Genomic DNA, 2,500 nt, shown 5'->3' on the forward strand with positions numbered 1-2,500 from the left:
GTGCCCCGGGAGATCTCATCTTGAGGCGCGCTTCCCGCTTAGATGCTTTCAGCGGTTATCGCTTCCGAACATAGCTACCCGGCAATGCCACTGGCGTGACAACCGGAACACCAGAGGTTCGTCCACTCCGGTCCTCTCGTACTAGGAGCAGCCCCTCTCAAATCTCCAACGCCCATGGCAGATAGGGACCGAACTGTCTCACGACGTTCTGAACCCAGCTCGCGTACCACTTTAAATGGCGAACAGCCATACCCTTGGGACCGACTACAGCCCCAGGATGTGATGAGCCGACATCGAGGTGCCAAACACCGCCGTCGATATGAACTCTTGGGCGGTATCAGCCTGTTATCCCCGGAGTACCTTTTATCCGTTGAGCGATGGCCCTTCCATACAGAACCACCGGATCACTAAGTCCTAGTTTCCTACCTGCTTGATCCGTCGATCTTGCAGTCAAGCACGCTTATGCCTTTGCACACAGTGCGCGATGTCCGACCGCGCTGAGCGTACCTTCGAGCTCCTCCGTTACTCTTTAGGAGGAGACCGCCCCAGTCAAACTACCCACCATACACGGTCCCTGATCCGGATTACGGACCTAGGTTAGAACGTCAAGCACGACAGGGTGGTATTTCAAGGTTGGCTCCACTGCAGCTAGCGCCACAGTTTCATAGCCTCCCACCTATCCTACACAGACGAACTCAACGTTCAGTGTAAAGCTATAGTAAAGGTTCACGGGGTCTTTCCGTCTTGCCACGGGAACGCTGCATCTTCACAGCGATTTCAATTTCACTGAGTCTCGGGTGGAGACAGCGCCGCTGTCGTTACGCCATTCGTGCAGGTCGGAACTTACCCGACAAGGAATTTCGCTACCTTAGGACCGTTATAGTTACGGCCGCCGTTTACTGGGGCTTCGATCAAGAGCTTCGCCTTGCGGCTGACCCCATCAATTAACCTTCCAGCACCGGGCAGGCGTCACACCCTATACGTCCACTTTCGTGTTTGCAGAGTGCTGTGTTTTTGATAAACAGTCGCAGCGGCCTGGTTACTGCGACCCTCTTCAGCTATAGCTCGCATGAGCCACCAAAAAGGGTGCACCTTCTCCCGAAGTTACGGTGCCATGTTGCCTAGTTCCTTCACCCGAGTTCTCTCAAGCGCCTGAGAATTCTCATCCTACCCACCTGTGTCGGTTTACGGTACGGTCTGCGTAAGCTGAAGCTTAGGAGCTTTTCCTGGAAGCGTGGTATCAGCGACTTCGTCTTAAAGACTCGTCTCGGTGCTCGGTCTTAAAGGATCCCGGATTTGCCAAAGATCCAAACCTACCGCCTTTCCCCAGGACAACCAACGCCTGGTACGCCTAACCTTCTCCGTCCCTCCATCGCACTTACGCGAGGTGCAGGAATATTAACCTGCTTCCCATCGACTACGACTTTCGTCCTCGCCTTAGGGGCCGACTCACCCTGCGCCGATTAACGTTGCGCAAGGAAACCTTGGGCTTTCGGCGTGCGGGTTTTTCACCCGCATTATCGTTACTCATGTCAGCATTCGCACTTCCGATACCTCCAGCGGACTTCTCAATCCACCTTCAACGGCTTACGGAACGCTCCTCTACCGCGTACAACCCTGAAGGTTGCACACCCCAAGCTTCGGTTCACTGCTTAGCCCCGTTAAATCTTCCCCGCAGACCGACTCGACCAGTGAGCTATTACGCTTTCTTTAAAGGGTGGCTGCTTCTAAGCCAACCTCCTGGCTGTCTGTGCCTTTCCACATGGTTTTCCACTTAGCAGTGAATTTGGGACCTTAGCTGTGGGTCTGGGTTGTTTCCCTTTTCACGACGGACGTTAGCACCCGCCGTGTGTCTCCCATACAGTCCGTCTCGGTATTCGGAGTTTGCAATGGTTTGGTAAGTCGCGATGACCCCCTAGCCATAACAGTGCTCTACCCCCGAGAGGATACATATGAGGCGCTACCTAAATAGCTTTCGAGGAGAACCAGCTATCTCCGGGTTCGATTAGCTTTTCACTCCTAATCACAGCTCATCCCCGTCTTTTGCAACAGACGTGGGTTCGGGCCTCCAGTACCTGTTACGGCACCTTCACCCTGGCCATGACTAGATCACCCGGTTTCGGGTCTACTGCCCGCGACTATGCGCCCTTATCAGACTCGGTTTCCCTTCGCCTCCCCTATACGGTTAAGCTTGCCACGAACAGTAAGTCGCTGACCCATTATACAAAAGGTACGCAGTCACCCCTTGCGAGGCTCCTACTGCTTGTACGCACACGGTTTCAGGATCTATTTCACTCCCCTCTCCGGGGTTCTTTTCGCCTTTCCCTCACGGTACTGGTTCACTATCGGTCGGTCAGTAGTATTTAGCCTTGGAGGATGGTCCCCCCATGTTCAGACAGGGTTTCACGTGCCCCGCCCTACTCGTCTTCACTGAAATGGCCCTTTCAGATACAGGGCTATCACCTTCTATGGCCAGTCTTTCCAGACTGTTTTCCTAGAA

The 2,500-nt window shown here is 54.0% G+C and carries 1 rRNA gene (running past both ends of the window); it reads right to left on the bottom strand.

The features are described from left to right. Positions 1–2,500, bottom strand: a 23S ribosomal RNA gene (locus tag ICJ04_RS17955) (it extends past both window edges: 106 nt to the left, 278 nt to the right).

The organism is Stenotrophomonas sp. 169, assembly GCF_014621775.1.
Taxonomy (GTDB): domain Bacteria; phylum Pseudomonadota; class Gammaproteobacteria; order Xanthomonadales; family Xanthomonadaceae; genus Stenotrophomonas.